The sequence below is a fragment of the Enterobacter sp. BIDMC 26 genome (genome assembly GCF_000534435.1).
Taxonomy (GTDB): domain Bacteria; phylum Pseudomonadota; class Gammaproteobacteria; order Enterobacterales; family Enterobacteriaceae; genus Enterobacter; species Enterobacter ludwigii.
Map to the genome: position 1 here is coordinate 3,069,055 of NZ_KI973182.1, position 22,084 is coordinate 3,091,138.

18 protein-coding genes and 1 pseudogene are annotated in these 22,084 nt (G+C 52.4%); 11 read left to right on the forward strand and 8 right to left on the reverse strand.

The genetic code is table 11. The features are described 5' to 3' along the window. Positions 1 to 21 precede the first annotated feature (21 nt). From L462_RS08965 to L462_RS08945, 5 genes are all read left to right on the forward strand, one after another. Positions 22 to 1,659, forward strand: coding sequence for an ATP-binding protein (locus L462_RS08965; RefSeq protein ID WP_032678909.1), 1,638 nt, complete (start codon positions 22 to 24; stop codon positions 1,657 to 1,659). Between the two features lie 3 nt (positions 1,660 to 1,662). After that, entirely contained in the window at positions 1,663 to 2,364 is a 702-nt protein-coding gene (locus tag L462_RS08960; RefSeq protein WP_014171487.1) for a response regulator, read from the forward strand. 168 nt (positions 2,365 to 2,532) lie between these two features. After that, positions 2,533 to 3,621 (forward strand): ABC transporter substrate-binding protein, encoded by a 1,089-nt coding sequence (locus tag L462_RS08955; RefSeq protein ID WP_020883753.1) that lies wholly within the window; start codon positions 2,533 to 2,535, stop codon positions 3,619 to 3,621. Positions 3,622 to 3,699: 78 nt separating this feature from the next. Beyond that, positions 3,700 to 5,469, forward strand: coding sequence for an ABC transporter permease (locus tag L462_RS08950; RefSeq protein WP_014171489.1), 1,770 nt, complete (start codon positions 3,700 to 3,702; stop codon positions 5,467 to 5,469). Next, entirely contained in the window at positions 5,462 to 6,532 is a 1,071-nt protein-coding gene (locus tag L462_RS08945; protein ID WP_020883751.1) for an ABC transporter ATP-binding protein, read from the forward strand. Before L462_RS08950 ends, L462_RS08945 begins: the two co-directional genes overlap by 8 nt. 77 nt (positions 6,533 to 6,609) lie before the next feature. On the opposite strand, the gene manA is transcribed toward L462_RS08945, so the two are convergent. The 5 genes from manA to L462_RS08920 all read right to left on the reverse strand — a co-directional run bounded on the left by manA (position 6,610) and on the right by L462_RS08920 (position 14,267). After that, positions 6,610 to 7,776: a mannose-6-phosphate isomerase, class I gene (manA, locus tag L462_RS08940; protein ID WP_032678910.1), complete on the reverse strand. Its 1,167-nt coding sequence runs from the start codon at positions 7,774 to 7,776 to the stop codon at positions 6,610 to 6,612. Continuing rightward, positions 7,773 to 9,191: a glycoside hydrolase family 1 protein gene (locus L462_RS08935; protein ID WP_032678911.1), complete on the reverse strand. Its 1,419-nt coding sequence runs from the start codon at positions 9,189 to 9,191 to the stop codon at positions 7,773 to 7,775. The genes manA and L462_RS08935 overlap by 4 nt, the downstream gene beginning before the upstream one ends. A 51-nt stretch (positions 9,192 to 9,242) precedes the next feature. Continuing rightward, a complete protein-coding gene (locus L462_RS08930; RefSeq protein ID WP_032678912.1) occupies positions 9,243 to 11,438 on the reverse strand; it encodes a CBM35 domain-containing protein in 2,196 nt (731 codons plus the stop codon). A gap of 11 nt (positions 11,439 to 11,449) precedes the next feature. Continuing rightward, positions 11,450 to 12,787 (reverse strand): maltoporin, encoded by a 1,338-nt coding sequence (locus tag L462_RS08925; RefSeq protein WP_032678913.1) that lies wholly within the window; start codon positions 12,785 to 12,787, stop codon positions 11,450 to 11,452. Between the two features lie 208 nt (positions 12,788 to 12,995). Further along, the gene (locus L462_RS08920; RefSeq protein ID WP_020883745.1) at positions 12,996 to 14,267 is read right to left on the reverse strand and encodes a PTS sugar transporter subunit IIC; all 1,272 of its coding nucleotides are present in this window, start codon (positions 14,265 to 14,267) and stop codon (positions 12,996 to 12,998) included. A gap of 169 nt (positions 14,268 to 14,436) precedes the next feature. On the opposite strand from L462_RS08920, the gene L462_RS08915 reads away from it, so the two are divergent. From L462_RS08915 to L462_RS08890, 6 genes are all read left to right on the forward strand, one after another. Next, positions 14,437 to 14,748, forward strand: a complete 312-nt coding sequence (locus tag L462_RS08915; RefSeq protein WP_014171497.1) for a PTS sugar transporter subunit IIB — start codon at positions 14,437 to 14,439, stop codon at positions 14,746 to 14,748. 14 nt (positions 14,749 to 14,762) lie between these two features. Further along, positions 14,763 to 16,085, forward strand: a complete 1,323-nt coding sequence (locus L462_RS08910; protein WP_014171498.1) for a PTS sugar transporter subunit IIC — start codon at positions 14,763 to 14,765, stop codon at positions 16,083 to 16,085. Continuing rightward, positions 16,085 to 16,417 carry a PTS lactose/cellobiose transporter subunit IIA gene (locus L462_RS08905; RefSeq protein WP_254915524.1) on the forward strand — a complete coding sequence of 111 codons (333 nt, stop codon included), beginning with the start codon at positions 16,085 to 16,087 and terminating at the stop codon, positions 16,415 to 16,417. Before L462_RS08910 ends, L462_RS08905 begins: the two co-directional genes overlap by 1 nt. Positions 16,418 to 16,458: 41 nt before the next feature. After that, positions 16,459 to 17,364, forward strand: coding sequence for an ROK family protein (locus L462_RS08900; RefSeq protein ID WP_032678914.1), 906 nt, complete (start codon positions 16,459 to 16,461; stop codon positions 17,362 to 17,364). 77 nt (positions 17,365 to 17,441) lie between these two features. Further along, the gene (locus L462_RS08895; RefSeq protein ID WP_032678915.1) at positions 17,442 to 18,401 is read left to right on the forward strand and encodes a LacI family DNA-binding transcriptional regulator; all 960 of its coding nucleotides are present in this window, start codon (positions 17,442 to 17,444) and stop codon (positions 18,399 to 18,401) included. Positions 18,402 to 18,470: 69 nt separating this feature from the next. Then, complete coding sequence (locus tag L462_RS08890) at positions 18,471 to 18,683, forward strand: hypothetical protein (protein ID WP_082209489.1); 213 nt, start codon at positions 18,471 to 18,473, stop codon at positions 18,681 to 18,683. A gap of 539 nt (positions 18,684 to 19,222) precedes the next feature. On the opposite strand, the gene L462_RS08885 is transcribed toward L462_RS08890, so the two are convergent. The 3 genes and pseudogenes from L462_RS08885 to L462_RS24910 all read right to left on the reverse strand — a co-directional run bounded on the left by L462_RS08885 (position 19,223) and on the right by L462_RS24910 (position 21,884). Beyond that, positions 19,223 to 19,786, reverse strand: coding sequence for a hypothetical protein (locus L462_RS08885; protein WP_032678917.1), 564 nt, complete (start codon positions 19,784 to 19,786; stop codon positions 19,223 to 19,225). A gap of 33 nt (positions 19,787 to 19,819) precedes the next feature. After that, a pseudogene (locus L462_RS25590) lies at positions 19,820 to 20,619 on the reverse strand (RHS domain-containing protein); the annotation flags it as partial. Positions 20,620 to 21,650: 1,031 nt separating this feature from the next. After that, positions 21,651 to 21,884 carry a hypothetical protein gene (locus tag L462_RS24910; protein ID WP_081308099.1) on the reverse strand — a complete coding sequence of 78 codons (234 nt, stop codon included), beginning with the start codon at positions 21,882 to 21,884 and terminating at the stop codon, positions 21,651 to 21,653. Positions 21,885 to 22,084 lie beyond the last annotated feature (200 nt).

Below are 22,084 nucleotides of genomic sequence, written 5' to 3' on the forward strand. Positions count from 1 at the left end.
AGACTCCCCGCGTCAGGTCGTATGAAACGCAGACTCTCTTTTCAGGTAAAACTTTTTTTAGCGCTGGTGTGCTTCTCCTGCCTGCTGTTAGTTCTGCTGGGAACCATCCTGTTTCATTTTATTGACCGGCAATTGCATCACGATCTCGGCCAGCGCGCCCGGGTTCAGGCCAGCGAAATCGCGTTGATGCCGGGTCTGGCGGAAAACGTCGCGGCCAGAAATATCCCCGCCATCGCCCGTTTAATTCAGCCTATACGGGCCGAAAGTGATGCCAGTTATATTGTCATTGGCGATACCCGGGAACAGCATCTCTATCATTCAGAATCACCGGAACGCATCAATTTACCGATGATCGGCGGGGATAATGCGGAGGTATTACAAGGCAAAACAATTATTTCGGTGCGTAAGGGTGGGATTGGGGTTTCACTGCGCAGCAAAGCGCCCATCTTTAATGCGCAGCATCAGGTGATTGGGATTGTCTCGGTCGGTTATTTGACGTCGTACATTGCGAATATCAATGCGCGTATTCTCTGGCAGTCCGGGTTATACGGTATGGGTCTGTTGCTGTTACTGTTTATTTTTTCCTGGTTGTTTACCCGCAATCTTAAAAAGCAGATGTTCCGCCTTGAGCCAAAAGATATTGCGCAACTGGTCTTACAGCAACGCGCGCTGCTGGAAGCAATGTATGAAGGGGTATTTGCCGTCAATGAAGAAAAGCAGCTGATTTTAATTAACCGTGCCGCCAGAGAGATGCTGGATATTCATCAAAGTGAGAAAGCGCTTATCGGCAAACCGCTGGAAGACGTTCTGCAAACGTCCCCCGGTTTTTTATCTCAGCGCTACGCCTCGGTTAGCCGGGGCAGCCACGACCAGATTGCGGTGCTTAACCAGCGCGAGGTGATTGTGAACCGCGTGGCGATTGAGGTTGAACCTGGTGTTGAAAGCGGTTGGGTTTATAGCTTTCGCGACAAGAATGATATCAACACTCTCAGCAGCCAGCTAAGCCAGATTAAACGCTATGCGGATAACCTGCGCATTATGCGTCATGAACAACTGAACTGGACCGCCACGCTGGTGGGGTTGCTGCAGATGAAACACTATGACGAGGCGATCCGTTACATCCAGGCACAGTCAGAAGGGGCGCAGCGCGTGCTGGACTTCGTCTCAGCCCATTTTGTCTCGCCGGCCCTGTGCGGATTGCTGCTAGGGAAATATGTCAGCGCCCGGGAAAAGGGCGTTGAACTGCAGTTTGATCCCGCCTGCCAGCTCACCCGCATGCCTGCCAGCATCACGGAAACGGAGCTGGTGTCGGTGATTGGCAACCTGCTGGATAACGCCGTTGACGCCACCCTGAAAGCCCCGGTTCCCGCACCTGTAGAGCTTTACATTTCCGATCGCAACCAGGAGTTGCTGATAGAGGTGGCCGATCGGGGTTGCGGGGTGGATGAGGCGATGAAACCGCATCTCTTTCGCCAGGGATTCAGCAGTAAGCCGGAAAGCGAGAACGACATTGTAGGCACAGAGCACGGTATTGGCCTGTTTCTGGTGGCAGGCTATATCAACAAGGCGGGCGGCAGCATTGAGATAACGGATAACGCTCCTCAAGGCACGATATTCTCTGTGTTTATTCCCAATCCACTCCCCGTTCGACAGGGCTAACGCATGACCACGACCCGAGCACTTGATGTTGTGATTGTTGAGGATGAGCCGCACCTGGCGGAACTGCATCGCGAGTATATCGAGCAAAATTTCCATTTGCGCGTGGTGGGCATTGCCGCGTCGATTGAGCAGGCGTGTAACCTGATACGCCAGCATCAGCCGAGGCTGATACTGCTGGACAATTATCTCCCGGACGGTAAAGGCGTGGCGTTAATCGATAACCCGCTCCTCAAAAGCTATGAATGCTCGGTGATCTTTATCACCGCAGCCAGCGATATGCAGACCTGTAGCCATGCCATGCGCAGCGGCGCGTTTGACTACCTGATTAAGCCCGTTTTTTTCCAGCGTCTGCACGCCTCGCTGGAGCGTTTTATGCGTTTCATCCACACCGTGCAGCAGGTGAAGGTTGTCGACCAGCATGCGCTGGATCGCCTGTTTAACCTCCCCGCCGCGGACACCTCGCAGACCCCGTCCACAAAGGGTATTGAGCCTCACACCCTGGACCGTATTAAGCGTTTATTTGCGGAACACCCCGAAAAAACAATGTCGGTGGAAGAGGTGGTGGAATACGTCGGCATCAGCAAAACCACGGGCCGCCGTTATCTGGAATACTGCGTGGAAAGTGGGTTAATCAGCATCGAAATGCTGTATGGCAATATCGGACATCCCAGAAGGCTTTACCGCAAAGCGGCAGAGAAAACGTAATCCGTAACCGTTCGTTTGCTAAGCGTCGCGGATTTTATGGTGTTAATTGCTGAAACGACGCCGACAATCACACTTCGGAACCGCAACCCGCGCCCCCCTATTGTCGGCGCGGAGCTATGCGCTATGTTGACAATTAGTTCCTCAAATGTAACTAAAAGGTTAACTATAATGTCGAACATTTTCCGAATTTCTCTGATTACCGCTACCGTACTGTGTTCTGCTTCCGCACTGTCTGCTTTGCCGCAGGGCTACCCTGCTGACTATCAAAAAATGGTCGATGCCGCGACCAAAGAGGGCAAAGTGGTGATCTACTCCACCACCGACACCAAAGCTGCCGGGCCGCTGATTGAGGGCTTCGAAAAAACCTATCCGGGCATCAAAGTTGAATATAACGACATGAACAGCACCGAGCTGTACAACCGTTTTATCAGCGAACAGGCCTCGGGTGGCGGTAGCGGCGATGTGGTCTGGAGCTCCTCCATGGACACCGGGCTAAAGCTCGCTACCGACTACGCCATGGAGTACAAATCACCGGAGCAAAGCCAGCTGCCGAAATGGGCGGTCTGGAAAGATAAAGCCTACGGCACCACCTATGAGCCCGTCGTGTTTATCTACAACAAACGGCTGATCCCGGCGGGCGACGTGCCTGATTCCCATGCGGCGCTGGCTAAGCTTATTGCCAGCCAGACGGATAAATTCAAGAGCAAAGTCACCACCTACGACATCGAAAAATCGGGTCTGGGCTTTATGCTCTCGGTGCAGGATCACAAGGCCGATCCTAACTACTTCAAAACCCTGGCCGATATCGCCAAAGGGGGCTTAGCCGTTCAGTCTTCAACCGGCACCATGATGGAGAGGGTGTCATCAGGGGAAAACCTGATCGGTTTTAATATCCTCGGATCCTACGCGGAAGCGCGCGCGAAGAACGATCCGTCGCTGGGGATCGCCTATCCAAAAGATTACACCTTGGTGTTATCACGCGTGTCGTTCATCAGCCAGCAGGCGCAAAACAGCAATGCCGCGAAACTGTGGCTGGACTACGTCCTGTCTGAAAAAGGACAAAGTATTCTGGCAAGCCAGGCGGATATCCCGTCCATTCGTAACGATATCGACGGCAAAAATGATATCGACGGCCTGACGAAAGTGCTCGGCAATGCGCTGAAACCTATCCCGGTTGATGAAAGTCTGCTGGAGTATCTGCAGCCGAAAAAACGCCTGGAGTACATCAAACAGTGGCGTACCGCTGCCGCCAAATAAGCGTCTGAGCGCGACGCGGGCCGTCGCGCTCCTGTTACCTGAGTTCGTTTTGCTGGGCTGCAACACCAGGGATACCCCATGAATACATTTCGCAGAAAGTGGCAAAGCCTGCCGCGCGGTATTGTCGTGTTGATAACCGCCCTGGTTATCTACACGCCGCTGTCGTTTATCGTGATACAGAGCTTCTTGTCCGCCCCGTTCTTTTCACCGGCAAAAGAGTGGAGCCTTGAATCATTTGGTTTTATCTTCACCGACCCTGATTTCTATAAGGCGCTGAAAAGCGGTTTTATTCTCGCTTTCGGGCTGGTCATCATCGCCATTCCGTTAGGGGGCGTGCTGGCCTTTCTGATGGTGCGTACCGACCTGCCCGGCCGCCGTCTGATTGAACCGCTGATCCTCGTTCCGGTTTTCGTGTCGCCAATGGTGCTGGGATTCGGCTACGTGGTAGCCGCCGGTCCGGTAGGCTTTTTATCCCTCTGGGCGCAGGCGCTGATTGGTTTCGTACCGTGGAATATCTACGACATGTCGAGCATCGTGGTCATTGCTGGCCTGACGCATGTTCCGCATGCCTATCTCTATATTTCGTCCGCGCTGCGAAGCGTCGGTTCCGATGTGGAAGAGGCCGCACGTACCGCGGGTGCGTCGCCCTTACAGGTGATGACCTCGGTCAGCCTGCCGATGGTGCGCCCGTCCATTTTGTACGCCATCGTTCTGCTGTTCTTCCTCGGTCTTGAAGTGTTTGGTCTGATGCTGGTCCTCGGCGATCCGGAAGGCAACATGGTGCTGGCAACCTACCTGTACCAGCTGACCAACAAGCTTGGTACCCCTTCCTACCACCTGATGGCGGCGGTTGCGGTGGTGCTTATCTGTATCACCATTCCGCTGGTCATGCTGCAGCGTCGCCTGATGCGCACCGCCAACCGTTTCGTGACCATGAAAGGCAAAGCGTCCCAGGCCCGGGCCTTACCTCTGGGTAAATGGCGCTGGGTGGCGGGCGCGGTGGTCGCCTTCTGGCTTACCGTCACGATCGGCGTTCCCCTGCTCGGCGTGGTATTGCGCGCGTTTATCTCAAACTGGGGCGTGGGCGTTTCACTGTGGGACGAGCTTTCCCTGAGTACTTTTCGCACGATATGGGCGCAGCCGAACCTGCTGCGCGCCATCGTCAACTCCATGTCCATTGGGGTCATTGGCGGCGCGCTGGCCGTGGCGTGCTACCTGTTTGTCGGTATCGCCATGCACCGCAAACCGGACAATACCACGCGTTTTCTGGATTACAGCGTCCTGGTGCCGCGCGCCGTGCCTGGCCTGCTCGCGGGTCTGGCCTTTCTCTGGGTGTTCCTGTTCCTGCCGATGTGGCTGGATAACTCGCTGAAATCGGGCTGGCTTTCCGGGTTCGCCTGGAGCGACTGGATGCGTGAAAACCTGATTGTCTGGCTACGTTCGCTGCGCAGCACCATTTTCAGCGTCTGGCTGGCCTATACGGTGGTCTGGATGGCGTACGGGCTGAGACTCATCTCGTCCACCCTGCTGCAGGTTGCGCCGGAGCTTGAAGAGGCCGCCCGCAGTACGGGGGCTACGCGTGGCCAGATCACCCGCCATGTCACGATCCCGCTCTCCCGCTACGGCCTTATCGGTTCGTGGCTGCTGATGTTCCTGATTTTTGAACGCGAATATTCAACGGGTGTGTACCTGCTTTCACCCGGCACGGAAACCATCGGCTCGATGCTGGTATCCCTCTGGGCCGCGGGAGCCATTGATATTGTGGCGGCGCTCTCTTTTATTAACATCCTGCTGGTGGTGGTAGGTCTGGGCATTGCCCTTCGTTTCGGAGTCAAAATACATGATTGAATTAGCGGTTAACGATCTGCACCTGACCTACGGCGACAATCCTGTTTTAAAAGGGGTCTCCATGAACCTCAACCGCGGCGAAGTGGTCTCCCTGCTGGGGCCATCCGGCAGCGGGAAAACCACCCTGCTGCGTGCGGTGGCGGGCCTGGAAAAACCGACTCAGGGCTCGATTATCATTGGCAAAAACAAAGTCTATGACGGCACGCCGCGCAGTGAGATCCCGGCGGAAGAGCGTAACCTGGGCCTGGTGTTTCAGTCGTATGCGCTGTGGCCGCACAAAACCGTTTTTGAAAACGTGGCCTATCCGCTCAAGCTGCGCAAGGTTCCGGCCAAAGAGATCCAGCAGCGCGTACAGGACGTGCTGGACCAGCTCGGGCTGGGCCATCTGGGCAAACGCCACCCGCACCAACTCTCCGGTGGACAACAGCAGCGCGTGGCAATTGGCCGGGCGCTGGTCTACAACCCGCCGGTCATTTTACTGGATGAACCGCTCTCTAACCTCGACGCTAAGCTGCGTGAAGAGGCTCGCGTATTCCTGCGTGAGCTGATTATCAAGCTGGGCTTATCCGCATTGATGGTAACGCACGACCAGAATGAGGCGATGTCGATTTCCGACCGTATCCTGCTGCTTAACAACGGTAAAATCGAGCAACAGGGCACACCGCAGGAGATGTACGGCTCGCCGAAAACGCTGTTTACCGCTGAGTTTATGGGCAGCAATAATCGCCTGCACGGCAAGGTAACGGAAGTACGTGACGGTAAAGCGCGTATCGAAGGCAAAGGCTGGGTGCTGTGGGGTCAGGCCGGTGAAGGGGTACGAAGCGGTGAAGACGCCACCGCGGTGATCCGCGTCGAGCGCGTGGCGGTGGTCGAGGGGCCGGGTGAAAACCAGCTGGCGCTCCCGTTACTGACCAGCATGTATCTCGGTGACCGCTGGGAATACCTGTTCCGCACGCCGGGGGATGATTTTGTCATTCGCGCCTATGGTCACGAGGCCCGGGACCCGCTGCACTGCCACCTTTCGCTGCCTGAAAAGCACGTGTGGATCTTCCCGAAAAACTAAATGTAAAAAGGCTGCGATAAGCAGCCTTTTTTATGCCCGACATACTGCCTGCACTCGGCAGTGAAAGCCTTACGTCATCAGCTTACCAGGCAAGACTGCCCGCGCTGAGTCAACGTCCATAAGGTTGTGACCGCCGGGATGAACGCGGACTGACCGGCGTTCAGCGTCATGTTGGCACCCTCGGCGTGGCTGAGCGTGGCACTCCCCTTCAGCACCAGCAGAATTTGCGCACGGTCTGTCCGGATGTTTTGCTGCTCGCAATGTTCAATGACGCTAAAGCGAAAATCCGTTACCGGGTTCGGGTATTGCTGCATCCCCTCTTCCCGCTGCGGATGCATCCTGAGGCGGTCGGCTGGGGTTTCGTCAAACACCGTACAGCGCACCAATTCTGCCACATTGATGTTCTTGGGGGTTAAGCCCGCACGCAGCACGTTGTCAGAACTGGCCATGACCTCTACCGCCGTACCGTTCACATAGGCATGTAGCGTACCGGCGCGCAGGAACATCGCCTCACCCGGCGCAAGCGTAATGCAGTGCAGATACAGCGGGGCCAGAGCCCCGATGTCCCCCGGGTAATCTCGCAGTAGCCGTTCGATAAAGGGCGCTACCGGAGCAAACACCCCGCATGCAAGTCGCGCTTCCAGACACGTCAGCACGCCCTCTTTTTCCGCCGGCTCAAGCGCCATCAGACGCGTAAAAAAGGCCTTAAGCCCTTCAGCATGCAGGTTGTTGCGAAACAGCGACAGCGCGGACGTCAGGGCCGGGGCATCCAGGCGCAAAAAGTGATTAGCAATCTCCTGATACGGCCGGAAGCCGTTCATGGCCATAAAAGGCGTCAGGGCAAAAACCAGCTCAGGCTTATGGTTCGCATCGGTGTAATCCTCTCCGGGCAGGTTGCCCTGACGGGCGAACCCGTCTTCTGCCTGGCGCTTATTGGGATGTACCTGCAGCGACAGTGCGCACTCCGCTGACAGCAACTTCAGCAGGTAAGGCAACTGCCCCGCAGTTTCTCCCGCGCACGCGCCTAACATCTCTGCCGGCCTCTGTGAAATAAGGTCCTGTAAAGAGCGTAACCCTGTATCGGTTTCAATCTCCGAGCAGCCTGCGGGGTGGCTTCCCATCCAGACCTCGGCCTGGGGTTGATCGTCAGGGTTGAGCAGGCCAAAAAGATGATTAAGCGCTACGCGACTGCCCCAGGCGTAATTTTTGATGCCGTTACGCATCCGGTAAAAAGGCTGACTCATTGCGTATCCTTTTCACATTCGCCAGGGGTGAAGCCATTTTCAGCCGCCAGCTGCGCAAACCACAATGCGTTACGTTTGATTTGTCGCTCCCCGGTGGCTAAATCCAGACGCCAGAAGCCATATCGCCGCTTGAAGCTGTTGATCCAGGACCAGTTATCAATGAAGGTCCACTGATGAACACCAAAACAGTTGGCGCCGTCAGCGATACCACGATGCAGCTGGGCCAGATGCTCCTCCATCAGAGCGATACGGAAGGTGTCATCTATCACGCCATCGGCCTGCACCGGCCCTTCGGACTGCAGATCCATCGCGATGCCAATTTCCGCCAGATACCATTTAATATTGCCGTAGTTATCGCGAATATTGCAGGCAATGTCATAGATAGCTTCCGGGTGGATCTCGTTATTGTCGCGATAAGGGTTAAACCGCCCCTGAGGATCGATATAATTTTCGAAATAGACTTCCGGCGTGAAGTAATCGAGCGCGTAAACGCTTTCCCGCGCTTTCACCCTTCTCGGCACATAATAATTCACCCCCAGAAAATCAATTCTCGACTGCAGGATCGTCTCCACATCCTGCCGTGAAACCTCTGGTAAGCAGCCGTTTGCGGTTAAGATTTCGCACAGTTCTTTGGGGAATTCATGTTTAACCAGCGGGTCGAGGAAGCTACGGTTAAACAGCAGGTCGGCATACCAGGCCGCTTTTTTATCGGCCTCGCTGTCGCTGCGGGTATAAGAAGGCGTGAGGTTGAGCACGACACCAATCTCACCCGGCAAGCCCATTTCACGGTAGACATTCACCGCCCTGGCGTGCGCCAGCATAATATTAAAGGCGACCTGAGCCGCCAGTTTGCCATCTTTTTTACACGGATAATGGAAGTCATATAAATAACCGCCTTCCACCGGCACGATCGGCTCATTAAAGGTTATCCAGTATTTCACCTTATGGCCAAACAGCTCGAACGCGGTGCGGGCGAAGCGGGCAAAAAGCTCGGTTACGTAGGATGACTCAAATCCGCCATATGCTTTTTGCAGCGCCTCGGGCATATCAAAATGGTAAAGGTTGATGATGGGCTCGATGCCGTTGGCAATCATTTCATCGAAGTAATCGTTATAGAAGCGGACGGCGTCGCGGTTTGGCTGTCCGGTTTTGAAATCATCGATCAGACGCGACCACTGAATAGAGGTTCGAAACGAGTTAAACCCCGTTTGCTTCATCAGGGCTACGTCTTCTTTATATTTACTGTAGGTTTCACAAACGTGCTGCGGACCAATCTGCTGAAAAAAACGCTCTGGTTGTTCGGCAAACCAGCTGTCCCAGACAGAACGGTGCGGCTTATTGGCTATGCCTTCCGTCTGCGGACCTGATGCCGCTGCGCCCCAAAAAAAACCTTCCGGGAATTGATACCGGTTCATAACGCCTCCTGAATGAAAAAAAGGGCTGCCCCGAACAGGGCAGCCAAATAACTACTCTGCAGTGACTTCAATTGATTTGATGAACATATATCCCCAGTCGCCAGAGAACTTGCCAAAGCTAATGGTGTTGTCCCCTGCCCTGAGCGTGACCGGTACGATCATCGTCTGGCCTTTCTCATCCGTTTGCGGGAATTCAATGCTCACCGGCGTTCCGCCGTTCACAATGAACGAGTTTTTCTTACTCCCCCATTTGCCGTTAAATTCCACGTGCAGGGCAAACTTACCGTCCCAGGGGGCGTTAACCTGCCAGGTCACGCTGTCTCCGTCATTGGCAAAAGGACCAAGGAAACCGTCTTCACCAATCGCTAACGTATCTTTATCGCTCTTGGTGATGTTCAGTTTCCCCTTGCTGACGTCCAGCGTTCCGCCGCCAAAATGACAGTAGTCCGCCGGCACGGGTCCCGCCGCGGCCTTCACGCTAACGTTTACCGTCTTGCTGCTTTTCAGCAGTCCATCGTCAGCGGTAAAGGTCAACGCATAGTCACCGGGAGCCGAGAACCAGGCACGGGTTTCCGCTTTGGTGCTGTCACAAAAGTGGACGTTATCCTTGCCTTCGTGATGCCATGCCACGCTGACCTTCGGCTCCGGCAGATTGTCATCCTGCCAGGCCGCGGTGAGCTGAACGCCTTTATCCACGGTGGTAGAGAGCGCATCCTGCAGAGTGATGACCGGCGGCAGGTTTTTCTGCGTATGCTCAAGGCGAATCACGTTTGAAGGCGCAGACTGACCGCTTTCGTTCTTTGCGATCACCCGGTAGTAGTAAGTCTGGCCCAGCGTCAGGCTGCGATAGTCATCACGGAAGAGATCCATTTTTGCCGGATCCCACTCATTTTTGCCGTCAGAGATATCCTGACCAACGCGGGTCCACGGGCCGTGTGGCTGAGTCGCTCTCTCCACATCGTAATAACGCCCGACGGGGGACCCCATCCAGTTAATGGCAAACGGTGAGTTGCTCTCGCGCAGCTTAGGTGCTTCCGGGACCGGCAGGGCCGGCGCCTGGCTCAGCCCCGCCATTTGCGCCGAGGCGGTTCGCACAAGATTGACAACCTCCATCTCCTGGTTTGCTTTGCCCTCGACCGGGAAGCCAGGCAGATGGTAGCTGTAGTGCCCGGTAAACTCTTTGTGCCAGTAAAAACCACCATCATAGCGATGACCACGGAAGCCCCAGATAAAGCCCCCCGCCGCCTGCGCGCCATTGACCTCGGTATGCACAATGGCCTGCATGATAGTGTTAAGGTCTTTTTGATCGAGCAGACCAAATTCGCCAACCAGATAGACCTTTTTGCCGCCAATCGCCTCCAGATCGTTGCGAACCTGCTCGGGGTGGTTGTTCTCGGCGTTGGTGTAATAGTGGTTACTGATGATGTCGACGTTCGGATCGTTGAGCGCGAAATCATTCACCTTTTTATAGGTACCATCGACGACAAGCTGATAGGGCGCCCACTTGCGGATCCAGGCCGACGTTTTCTGCAGGAAATCAGCGTTGGTGTTTTCCAGCTCATTACCCGTTTCCCAGGCCATGATCGCCTTTTCATCGTAGTAATGGCGTCCCGTAATGGTGTTGGTACGGGTAATCACCTGACGGATCACATCCTGATAAGCACGGTAGGTTTTACTGTCGGTTCGATAAAAATCTTCCGGCTTTTCATGATAAAACGCGGCCAGCTGTTCGCGTCCCCCCCACCACCACCAGTGGTCAATAAACGGCAGAATCAGGCGCAGCCCCTGCTTATCCGCCTCGGCAATCATGTTGTCATACACTTTCATGGCCGTTTCATTCAGCCGCGGCATGCCGTCCGGCGTTGCCGGTGACAGAATATGTGTCTCACGTCCGCAGGCAGCATCATTTTCCTGCTGCACGGAAAGCACATATACACGCTGTGCTTTAGCACCGGTTTGCACCAGCGCTTTGATCCAGTTCTCCTGCTCTTCAGCAGTCGGCCATCTAAAGTATTGCCCCCAGCCGCGCGGATCGGCCTTACAGGTTCCGCGCGCGTCATCTTCTATACGATGCAGCTCCGGGGCGTGGATCCCGGCGAAGCGAAAGACGCGATCGCCATCTTTTAACGCTGCGCCATCGCGAGTAATAAAGTGTTCAAAATGGGATTGCTCGGCCGCCAGAGCCCCCGCGCTTCCCAGCGCGGAGAGTAAGGAGACGAGAAGCAGTTTTCGAATCGGGAAAGCCATCTCTTTTCTCCTCAGAACCAGACTTCAGCCTGCACACCAAAATTCAGCGTATCGGTATCGCCGCTACGTGAATATCCCCCCGGACTCAGGGTGCCAGTGCTCCAGTCGTAATTTCTGTCCATCGCATCCGAGACGCCTTTATCCCATTTTGCGTAGGTGGCAAAGAAGCGCAGCTGCGGACGGCTCCAGAAACCTGAATCAAAGGTCAGGGTCGGCGCAATGGTCACCTTGGTCAGGCCACCTTTCCCTTTACCGTTTACGCCCATGTAGTTTTTATCATCCAGATATTCGTAGCCCACCTCATATTGCATGGCAAAGTTTTTGGTTATCTGATGATACGGACGGATACCCGCTACCCACATGGAACGTCCCCAGCCGTCATCGTCGTTGGTCCACCAGCGGTAGTTTTTGTCTTTCTGATAAAACGCAAAGGTCGATACTTCCACGTCACCCAAGTTGGCCATGCTGTCCAGCACGACGCGCCAGGATTGCGTATCGTCAAGGTTTGCCCAGCCCCAGCCGTTTTTACCCAGCGAATCCGCGGCGGCCAGGCCTTTGCCATACTGGAAAGCGATGCGGGAGTACCCGTTAGTCAGGCCGTAGAAGCTGTCAAAGTTGTACAGCGCGGTCACGCCGTATCCCTTCTCAGCCGAGGTAGGATGGTTTTCATTGCGGTTCATGTGGTGGCCGATAAGTTCGACGTCGAGCCCGGTGCCGCCAATCTTTTTAAACCACAGGTTAAGCGAATAGTCGTCCGGATAGCCCTGATCCCCCAGATCTACCGGATAAGCTTTGGCTTCGTCGGTGGTCGAGAAGGCATACACACCCGCATCAAAGCGCGCGAAGCCTAAGTCCAGGTTATCGAACCCGCCCCCGGTTCCGTTGTACTGAATGTACTCCCAGTCGAACTGGTGGCTGGAAAGGTTGGAGCTGCTGTAGCGTTTACCGGCCCAGAAGGTCATGTCCGGGGCAAAATCGAGATTCGTTAATTCAGCAAACCCTTCACGGAACTGGGTCTCTTTGCCGTCATCGTCAGTACAGTTCCAGTCGGCAGTACATTTGGTCTGGTGCGTCAGGTTGGCCTGAATACGTGCGACTGCACCTGAATCCGACTTCAGCGTCACCGTCGGGATCAGCTCAATTTTGGTATCTTCTTCGTTACCCAGACGCCATTTCCCGTCAGGCATCAGCCCCACCGAATCGACCCGGTTGCCATCGCTATTGGCAAGAATACCCGAGCGTAAATAGCCGTGGAGGGCGAAATCATATTTCTCATCGGCGCTGGCATAACCGCTGATGACAGTAAGAGCAATCAAGGACAGAGGTATTGATTTCATTAACGTTTGCATAGGTTCCCTTTGAATTTTTATTTTCACGGTTAAACGTGCAGGGGAAATGTAAGGATCAAATCTGGAAATGTACATCCACAAACGGAAAGCGCTTTCCATGTTTGCCGGATTGAATCACAAATTTAAGATCAAAGAGAAAATTTTTGTGAAGAATGTCACGAAATAATCTTCTGCCCATCAGGAACGGGCAGAAGCAGGGAGGCGGGGATTATTTTTCCAGCTGCATCAACTGGCGTTCATGAACCTTGAAGAAGGGGCGATAGAGCATCCATGCATTAAAAAAGGCGAACAGGCACATGCACATATTTTTCCAGCTGCCGTTCGCCGACCAGGCTGCGCCCAGCGGTGAAGGCATAGACCAGGGCAGCATGGCGACGGCTCTGTCGAGCACGCCAAGCTGGGTTAAATACCAAGCTATACAGGCATTTATCAGTGGTACAAACACAAAGGGCAGTAAAAAAACCGGGTTCATGATGACGGGGAAACCAAACAATATCGGCTCGTTAATGTTGAACAGCGACGGCAGAAGGCCAATTTTCCCGACGCTCTTCAACTGCCGGGATCGGCTTCGCATCGCCATAAAGACCAGCGGCAGCGTAGAGCCGATACCGCCAATCAGCAGATAAAAATCCCAGAATCCCTGCAGATAAATATGGGGCAGCACGGCTTCCCCGGCGGCCAGGGCCCGCTGGTTTTCAAACAGATAGGTGAGCCAGAACGGGTTCATGATGCCCGTAATGATCAGGGCGCCATGAATACCGACGAACCATAAAAGATTACACAGAAACAAGGAGATAAGCACCGCCGTAAGGGTATCGGATGCCACGATAAGCGGGCGTAACGCCTCGCCAATCAGCTGTGGCAAAATTTGTCCGGTCGTCTGCAGCATCACGGCATTCATTACGCTAATGGAGAGCATGATCACCAGCAGCGGCATCAGCAGCTGGAAACCATTTCGCGTCATCACCGGTACCTCCTCCGGCAGACGAATGCACCATCCTCTTTTGTAGAAAAATCTTATTATTTCAATAGAGTAAGCGCTTGAAATGAGCGCAGTAAAAAGCCCCATCCCGCCCAGAAAAATATTCGTTGCACCGTTATCCCGAAAGCCAATGAACAGCAAAAAGGAGAGGCAACCGGTGAGTCCACACAGCCGTTCCGGCAGTTGATACTGCTTGGCCAGACTGGCGCTGGCACCAAACGCGACAATCAGCGCGACCAGTCCGAGCGTCAGCTCAAAGGTTGGCAACAGCATCGGACGCAGCAGCAAATAGACGTGTCCGAGGCGCGATGCACTTGAAATGGCGAACGGTGGAAACAGCAGCGGCACCATCAGGCTTCCCACAATCACAAAAGGCATGGCGAGGGAAAAGCCGTCCCGCATCGCGGTAATATGTTGATTTCTGGTGATTATATTGGCTGCTGGCGTGAGACGTTGCTCAATCAAATCCACAGCAACATTCATCAAATGAATGTTCATAACTCGACCTTAATAGTTCGTGAATAGCCGCGATGATCTCGCACATCCGGACAAAGTGAAAGATTCCCTCAGGTGATCGCGGTCACAATTACCTTATCCACCAATGGAAAGCGCTTTCCGTTTTGTTCCATGATGACTATATTCCAGCCATAAGTTCAAAGGAGACGTTATGAAAAAAATCATGTTGTGTTGTTCTGCCGGGATGTCCACCAGCCTGCTGGTGAAAAAAATGGTCGACGAAGCGCAAAAGCGTGGCCTGGAAGCGGAGATCAAAGCGTTTGGCGTGGCCGAATTCGCCGAGCAGGTCGGTCACTATCAGGTGGTGCTGCTTGGACCGCAGGTGAAGTACATGCAAAGCGATCTTCAGAAACAAGCTGATAAATACGGGATCCGTGTTGAGCCTATCAACATGATGGATTACGGCATGCAAAAAGGGGGCGCCGTTCTCGATTTCGCCCTCTCCCTGATAGATAACAAATAACGAAGGGAAAACCCATGAGCTCTCTGTACGCGAAACTTATCCAGGTCATTGAACAGAAAATTACCCCGATGGCAGGCGCCGTCGGGCAGCAGAAGTATGTGACCTCGATTCGTGACGGCTTTATCACCGCCCTGCCGTTCATGATCGTCGGTTCCTTTATGCTGGTGTTTATTTTCCCGCCCTTCTCACCCGACACGTCCTGGGGTTTCGCCCGGGCATGGCTGCAATTCTCGTTGGATCACCGTGAAGCCCTGATGCTGCCGTTCAACTTCAGCATGGGGATCATGACGATCTTCATTTCAGTCGGGATCGCCGCGAGCCTGGCCAAACATCACGATCTGGATGCCCTTACCGCCGGCATGCTGTCGCTGATGGCATTTCTGCTGGTGGCTGCGCCGTTAAAAGACGGGCAGATTTCTACCGCCTATTTCTCCGGGCAAGGGATCTTCACGGCCATTCTGGTGGCTATCTACTCTACCGAGCTGTATGCCTTCCTGAAGCGTCACAATATTACCATCCGCCTGCCGCCAGAAGTGCCTACGGGCGTTGCGCGTTCGTTCGAAATTCTGATCCCGGTGCTGGCAATTGTTGTCACTCTGCACCCGCTCAACCTCTTCATTGAGGCCCAGCTCGGCATGATTATTCCGGAAGCGATTATGTCGCTGGTGAAACCGCTGGTTGCCGCCTCCGATACGCTGCCTGCCATTCTGCTCTCGGTGCTGGTGTGCCAGGTTCTGTGGTTTGCGGGCATCCACGGCGCGCTGATTGTCACCGGAATTATGAACCCGTTCTGGATGGCGAACTTGTCGGTTAACCAGGCAGCAATGGCTGCCGGTCAGGCGATCCCGCACATTTACGTTCAGGGATTCTGGGATCACTACCTGCTGATTGGCGGGGTCGGCTCCACGCTGCCGCTGGCGTTACTGCTGCTGCGCAGCAAAGCAGTGCATCTGCGTACCATTGGGCGTATGGGCGTGGTGCCGGGGATGTTTAATATCAACGAACCGATTTTATTCGGTGCCCCTATCATCATGAATCCGCTCTTTTTCCTGCCGTTCGTGCTGGTTCCGATGGTCAATGCCACCCTCGCCTACTTTGCCCTTGATTTCGACCTGGTCAGTCGCGTGGTCTCGATGACACCGTGGACAACGCCTGCCCCTATCGGCGCATCCTGGGCGGCCAACTGGAGCTTTAGCCCGGTGATCCTCTGCCTGCTGTGCATGGTTACCTCAGCGGCCATGTACTTCCCGTTCCTCAAAGCGTACGAGAAGCAGCTGCTGGAACAAGAGCATGAAAATGCGGTTGAACAATCTGAAGAAGCGGCACAGTCCGCCTGATAGTAAAAACACAGAGGTTACTGATGGAATTAGAAGAACAGGTCATGGGCATTATTATCAATGCCGGTCAGTCACGCAGTCTCTGCTACGAAGCGCTTGGCTTCGCAAAAAAAGGTGACTTTGCTTCAGCCGACGCGCGAATGAAAGAGGCGGCGCACTTCGCCCGTGAAGCGCATCTGGTGCAAACCCAACTGATCGAAGCTGACGAAGGGGAAGGCAAAACCAAAATGACGCTGGTGATGGTGCACGCTCAGGATCATTTGATGACCTCGATTCTGGCGAAAGAACTGGTGACGGAGCTGATCGAACTGTACCGCACTCGTCAGGCATAACCATTCAGGAGAGGCGCTGGCCTCTCCTTTTCGAGGAACGTATGCACTATCTTGGACTCGATATTGGCGGCACAAAAATGGAAGCCATCCTGCTTTCGCCTCAGGGCGAATGCCTTTGGCGTGAGCGTCGTCCGACGCAAAAAAAAAGTTATGACGCCTTTATGCACCATCTGCTGGCGTTTATCGGCGAAGCGCGCGCGGTAAGTGAAGTGCCATTCAGTATCGGTATTGGCCTGCCGGGGGCCATCGACCCACAGAGCGGGCTAATTAAAAACTGCAACTGCCTGGTACTCAACGGTCACGACCTGAAGCATGATTTAGCACAGCAGCTCAATCAGCCCGTGTGGATAGCCAATGACGCGGATTGCTTCACGCTGTCTGAAGCGGTTGATGGCGCAGGCGCAGAAGCAGATACCGTCTTTGGCGTAATTGTCGGTACCGGATGCGGCGGTGGCGTGGCGGTACATAAGCGTCTGCTTCAGGGGCCAAACGCCATCGCTGGCGAATGGGGACATAACCCGTTGCCTGGCTATGCCCCCGAGACGGATGGTCCGGCGCAGCCCTGCTATTGCGGGAAACATAACTGTATCGAAACCTTTATCTCTGGCACCGGCTTTGCCCGCCGTTATCCCAGCGAACTGAGCGCGCAGGCCATCATTGAAGCGGCGGCCCAGGGAGACCTGACCGCGCGGGCCCACTGGCGCCACTTTATCGACGCCTTTGCCCGCAGTCTGGCCTCGGTGATCAATATTCTTGATCCGCAGGTTATTGTGTTGGGCGGTGGGTTATCAAATGTCAGCCAGCTGTACGACGAACTTCCGGCCGCCATCAGGCCCTACATCTTCTCGGAAAGCTGCCGTACCCGTATCGTCCCGGCCCGTTACGGCGACGCCAGTGGCGTGCGTGGCGCGGCGTGGCTACCGGGTTTGCACGCCGCGCAGACGTGAAACCGCCTGTGGGGGGCGCTAAGATTCTTAAGGTGGGTTATGTTAAGATAACCAAAACCCACCACGCAGAAAATGCTATGCCAACGATTGACGATGTATCACGATTAGCCAATGTCTCACGAGCAACCGTCTCACGCGTGTTGACGGGGACGCGCGGCGTGCGCGAAGAGAGCCGTGAAGCCGTGCTGCGCGCCGTAGAAGAGCTTAATTATCGCCCAAGCTTTGCCGCGCAAAACCTGGCAAGTCAGTCATCAAGCTACGTTGGTCTGGTTCTCTCTGCGAAGGATGAAAGCAGCGGAGCACGTTTGCTGCCTGCGCTCTCCCGCGCCATGAAAGCGTTGAATAAAACGCTCATCGTAGAGTACGTAAACGATCCTGTTGAGCAGGCTGTCACCGTTGATGATCTTCAGCGCCAGTGTGTTGCTGTCGTAGTCTTTGGGCCGGTTGCGGCCGGTAGCGCAGAGAATGTTATCTCCTTCGATCGTCCAGTGGTGGATGCGAAACCTCAGGGATATGACTTTGCCTTTGCGACGGAAAGCGCCTGTCGTTACATGACGGGCAAGGGCCATCGCAATATCGCACTGGTGATTGACAGCGAACACGATGACAACAGTAAAAAGATGGTGGAAGGCTATCGCAACGTCCTGCAAAACTACTCTTTGCCGTTTAATCGCCAGCTGGTGTTAACGGCGAATGAAGATGTTGAACAGGCGCTGTTGACGCTTATCAACAGCCTGAGCAAGTTTTCCGCCATTGTGGTTAAACGTGATGGCTATGCCGCTGAAGCGATGCGTCTGTTCCGGGAATTTGGCATTTCCGTTCCGCAGGAAGTATCGCTGCTGAGTCTGGAAGATTCGCCTCTGGCAACCCAGCTCTATCCACAGCTGACCTGTATCTCGTGGCCAATGGATCAGTTGCTCACTCAGTGCGTTGAGCGCATTAAAAGCCTGGTGGATGGCCGACCTGTTCGCACGTCAGAGCTCTCCCCCGTGATTGGTAAACTCACACCTCGCCAGTCGGTGATGGAAAAAAGCTAGCGGGTACGCAGCGATTGCCGGCTTAAGGGTGTGATAACACAGTAAACGTTATCCCTGTTCTGGAGCGAGATGATGAAAACCTTTCTGTTCATAAGTGCCCTCACCCTTTTCCCGGCGCTCTCCTGCTATGCCATCGCTCAGGAAACGTCCCTGCCGCTGAAAGAGCAAATTCATACCGATGAAGGTACGTTATGCGTGTATGGCGATGCTGCGCGCAGTGAAAAAGTTGTGATGCAGGGCGGCAACGATTGCCCACAGAGTAAAGCGGCAAAACAGTCCTGATTGCAGATAGGATGCTGTTTTTTGGGGGGGCGGCGGAGCAAAATACCGTTCCTATTTCACTTTCTAAGTCATTTGACCGGCAAACATTTACATCTTCATTAATGAACCGGTCTTTTGCTCTTAACGTGAATATTTCCCCCAATATACCGATCGCAGCTATACGGAAAAGGTACCAGTAATAATTAGCACCGGCATGAGGCTTGCATTTACGAAGGGAAATGTCCTTACAGTAGATATCAAGCGAGACTAATCGGATATTGATGTAGTAGAATTGGCTAACTCCCGATTAGCGCTAAAGATGGGGATGAAGGCAAAGTGGGTGCAGTTATTCACACGCAGGCTGGGTCAAATTTTCTTATCAACTCAACTGTAACTTGCTGACTAGCTCATGACCTTTCATCTGACGTGGAATAATATAATTTCTCCAAGAAAATAATATCAAGCATCGTATTATAGATCAAAAATAATCAGGCGGACCACCTACAAGACGGCCCGTATAATTATACCCCCACATCCCCCATCAAAGGAAACACAGAGATTCATCCATAAAAATAATCATAAAATGCATTGAAATTTTCATCTCCGATAAATGGAACAACCCTTACCTTTAACTCATCCATAAAATCTTTTTTTACTTCATCATTATCATCTGCTATATCAAAAATATCGTAATAACCATATACCAAATCAATGAGTTCTGTTAGAGAAAGTAAAAAGCCAGAGAGATTGTCAGCTATTTTAAACGGTTCAACTACGTCATAAGACGCATAAATAGAGGTATTACCTTCATCTACAACAGCAATTATAGGCTTACCACCACCTAAATCATCGCCAATTACAAGATAATTATCTGGTAAGTATTCATAACCACTTTGAGCTTTTGCAAGTTCACTGACTGAATAAAATTTAATTGGCGTAAAACCTGTTTCTATTTTTAACTTCTCAGGATTATTTTTTCCATATAAATAATCCAACTCTGCCGAGCGAGGTAAGTTGGAGGGGAATACGTTGTCAATGTCATTAACGATATTGAAACTCCCGGACAGTGAATATTTATTGCAAATAGCAACAATTTTTTTTAATGACTCTTCAATTTCACTCATAATAACACCTCATATTTATCACATTCACTGATATTATTGACAGCTCTTTAAATTCTTACGGGTCAGGTTACGGTCTATCAATCGTCCTTTACCTGGAGTGTCATAACTTCCTCGGTGACCTTGCAAACCATGTAAATGTTCATCATAGCCGCTTGGATGATTAGCATTCTGGAGAAATACAATATTCCTTGGATCGCCTTGCCATTTTCCTCCTAAAACACCGTTCCCTTTCACACTATTGATATGATGGCCTGTATAGCCCATTTCGGACATAACCGACGATAATTGGCGATTATTTTTTGTACTTAGTATTACTTCGCGTTCAGCGGCCGTCCAGTCCCGGCTTCCTCCTCCAGCCGCAACCAGTTCTTTTTCTTCTCCCCATGCTCGGCTTATTGCTGTCGCCCGACTGCGCGCAAAGGGTAGTAGCAGAACATAGAGCAGCCGTTTCACCGTCAGCATACTGCCCAGCGTAGCGAAACGGCTGATGCGGCATCACCGTGCGCTGAACAAGCTTTGTAGCCCTTGCAGTCTGATAGCGGACTTCGCCAAAACTGCAATACTGGCCGCTCCAGTGTACCTCGCCACGCGCATCGGTCACCTCCAGTTGCGCACCATTCAAATCGGTACTGAACCAGTAAATCTCACCGCTGCTCTGGTCACGCAGATGATCATCCCAGCCGGCGGGCTACAGGATTCATTCGGGTCATAAACATAAGTGCTGAACCCCTGGTTTCCTGCTCCTCCTGCAACAGGCGGTAGCCCCGCCACAGGAAGCGCGTTTCGGTGATGCCATGCGCCGTGGTGACGATTTTACGCGTACGGAGGCCCAGCTCAAGGTCTGGTAGATATACATGACTGGCATCCGGTTGTCCTGATCCCTGAATTTGTGCGGCAATGAATGGCCCGGTAAAGAGCCAGAAGAGATAGTTATTGACGGAGTGGTCGGGAATGTGAAGATTTAGTCATCGAGCCTGATTTATATAAGGCTGCAGTAGATAACTCAAATTGTAATGAATGTTAGTTTTCGTTCTGTTGCGCGGCAAACGCCGTTCACCTTGCTGATTCATACAGGCAATCCCCTGCTGACGAGAATGAAGTACACTTCCCGGTTACACTCTGACGTCCACAGCTCACCGGCGATAATTTTTCTGGCAAAGGAGTAGGCACGTATTTAATGAAATATATATGAATATATAGATTTAAGAAATCTGGAGAATTAATATTTTCGGCGCATTATCATTCATTAATTAATATCAAAAAACACTTAATAAAATAATTAGTTTGTTATAAAAAACACCCACTCTCACTTTGCAATCCATCCATAGGGATATATTCTTTCGATATTTTTAATATTTAATGAGGTCTTTTAAGATTAAGTTGGCACGAGGAATTTATAACAAACCAACTGACCTGATAAATTTATTGACTTCTGCTATAAAAAGTAGAGCCGTTCTTGATGTGCAAATAAAATTGAGAAAAATCAGAAGAAAGGTCGACTCATATAGAAAGAAAAGCATCACTATACCCTTGAATTATATCATAACACTACCAACATCGAGATTGACTCAATAACTTTATGTTCTCAGATAACATAATTTATCACCCATTTTTCTTTTCGAGAGGTTTTTTAATTCTGCTTACTCTCGCCTCTTCCAAAATGCTTAACGATCTAGGTTAAAAAATTTCTGCTTATAGGATTAATAGAATGAGCATTGGATAAATAAGGATGCGGAGAATTTACTCTATAATAGGCCTGATGCGTATTTGAAAAAAGCTCAAATAAAGAGTTTAGCCCATTTTGTTTAGAAAGATGAAGATTAGCAGCTACGGCTGCCCCCTTCACAGATCCCCGCTATAAACACTACTCCTCGTTGTTTTTATTCTCGTTATTTTGCCGCATGGATTCTATAAACTCTCGTTGCTCCTGTGTGAGTTCAAGATCATCCAGCAAGCGATCCAACTCTTCTTCAGGTAATTCTTTTTGATTCTGTCTCTTCCCGATAGCCATGCTCACCCTTGAGTTAATAGGATTAATCTCAGGGTATCCAGGGTGCATAAAATGCGCAACTAACAGATTTTGGACAATAGAAGCCATAAAGCCCCGTTAGTGGTACAAGTAACAAGCGGAGCGTAGCGACTTCATCAGATTGTCTGAGGGTCACACCTTATCAGGTGTGCTCGTATATCTGTCTGTAGTGGTTTACTGAATTTGGCCACCTCAACAGATATGGACTACGCTGCCTAGTTAACCCCACTTGGTGTAAGCGTCCTTACTCAGAAAGCCCCGACTTCAGG

What these genes read in the sequence shown, in the direction of transcription:
- L462_RS08965 (WP_032678909.1), top strand. Translation starts at nt 22, where the DNA reads ATGAAACGCAGACTCTCTTTTCAGGTAAAACTTTTTTTAGCGCTGGTG.
- L462_RS08960 (WP_014171487.1), top strand. Translation starts at nt 1,663, where the DNA reads ATGACCACGACCCGAGCACTTGATGTTGTGATTGTTGAGGATGAGCCG.
- L462_RS08955 (WP_020883753.1), top strand. Translation starts at nt 2,533, where the DNA reads ATGTCGAACATTTTCCGAATTTCTCTGATTACCGCTACCGTACTGTGT.
- L462_RS08950 (WP_014171489.1), top strand. Translation starts at nt 3,700, where the DNA reads ATGAATACATTTCGCAGAAAGTGGCAAAGCCTGCCGCGCGGTATTGTC.
- L462_RS08945 (WP_020883751.1), top strand. Translation starts at nt 5,462, where the DNA reads ATGATTGAATTAGCGGTTAACGATCTGCACCTGACCTACGGCGACAAT.
- manA (WP_032678910.1), bottom strand. Translation starts at nt 7,776, where the DNA reads ATGAGTCAGCCTTTTTACCGGATGCGTAACGGCATCAAAAATTACGCC.
- L462_RS08935 (WP_032678911.1), bottom strand. Translation starts at nt 9,191, where the DNA reads ATGAACCGGTATCAATTCCCGGAAGGTTTTTTTTGGGGCGCAGCGGCA.
- L462_RS08930 (WP_032678912.1), bottom strand. Translation starts at nt 11,438, where the DNA reads ATGGCTTTCCCGATTCGAAAACTGCTTCTCGTCTCCTTACTCTCCGCG.
- L462_RS08925 (WP_032678913.1), bottom strand. Translation starts at nt 12,787, where the DNA reads ATGCAAACGTTAATGAAATCAATACCTCTGTCCTTGATTGCTCTTACT.
- L462_RS08920 (WP_020883745.1), bottom strand. Translation starts at nt 14,267, where the DNA reads ATGAACATTCATTTGATGAATGTTGCTGTGGATTTGATTGAGCAACGT.
- L462_RS08915 (WP_014171497.1), top strand. Translation starts at nt 14,437, where the DNA reads ATGAAAAAAATCATGTTGTGTTGTTCTGCCGGGATGTCCACCAGCCTG.
- L462_RS08910 (WP_014171498.1), top strand. Translation starts at nt 14,763, where the DNA reads ATGAGCTCTCTGTACGCGAAACTTATCCAGGTCATTGAACAGAAAATT.
- L462_RS08900 (WP_032678914.1), top strand. Translation starts at nt 16,459, where the DNA reads ATGCACTATCTTGGACTCGATATTGGCGGCACAAAAATGGAAGCCATC.
- L462_RS08895 (WP_032678915.1), top strand. Translation starts at nt 17,442, where the DNA reads ATGCCAACGATTGACGATGTATCACGATTAGCCAATGTCTCACGAGCA.
- L462_RS08890 (WP_082209489.1), top strand. Translation starts at nt 18,471, where the DNA reads ATGATGAAAACCTTTCTGTTCATAAGTGCCCTCACCCTTTTCCCGGCG.
- L462_RS08885 (WP_032678917.1), bottom strand. Translation starts at nt 19,786, where the DNA reads ATGAGTGAAATTGAAGAGTCATTAAAAAAAATTGTTGCTATTTGCAAT.
- L462_RS24910 (WP_081308099.1), bottom strand. Translation starts at nt 21,884, where the DNA reads ATGGCTTCTATTGTCCAAAATCTGTTAGTTGCGCATTTTATGCACCCT.